Raw genomic sequence first — 507 nt, forward strand, 5'->3', positions numbered from 1 at the left:
TCGATGGCGTAGTTGTTGGAATCGGTAGTGCCGCTGCCGGCGTTGCCCGCCAGATCCGCGATGCCGGTGTTGTTCAGGGTGACCAGGTTGGTCGTATCGTTGATGCTGGCGCTCGGGGTAAAGGTCGCGGTCCAGGTGATGCCGCCATCGCTGCTGCTCACGGCCGTCAACGTGCCGTTGGCAATCGTCAGGTCGGCGTTGGTGAAGCCGCTGACCGCCTCAGAGAAGGTGATGGTGACCAGCGAGGTTTCGCCGATTCTCAATGCGGTGTCCGCCACCACGATGGTTGCCGTTGGCCGCACGGTGTCGATGGCGTAGTTGTTCGAATCGGTAGTGCCGCTGCCGGCGTTGCCCGCCAGGTCGCTGACCCCGGTGTTGTTCAGGGTGATCAGGTTGGTTGTGTCGTTGATGCTGGCGGTCGGCGTGAAGGTCGCCGTCCAGGTAATTCCGCCGTCGCTGCTGCTCACGGCCGTCAATGTGCCGTTGGCGATAGTCAGGTCGGCGTTG

1 protein-coding gene is annotated in these 507 nt (G+C 62.9%); it reads right to left on the reverse strand.

Annotation, left to right across the window (positions count from 1 at the left end; translation table 11 throughout):
• Positions 1 to 507, reverse strand: a 507-nt coding sequence (locus QMX98_RS34860) for an Ig-like domain-containing protein (RefSeq protein WP_282412096.1), incomplete at both ends; no start/stop codon positions are given.

It is taken from the genome of Pseudomonas sp. PS02303 (assembly GCF_029959925.1).
GTDB classification, from domain to species: Bacteria; Pseudomonadota; Gammaproteobacteria; order Pseudomonadales; family Pseudomonadaceae; genus Aquipseudomonas; species Aquipseudomonas mandelii.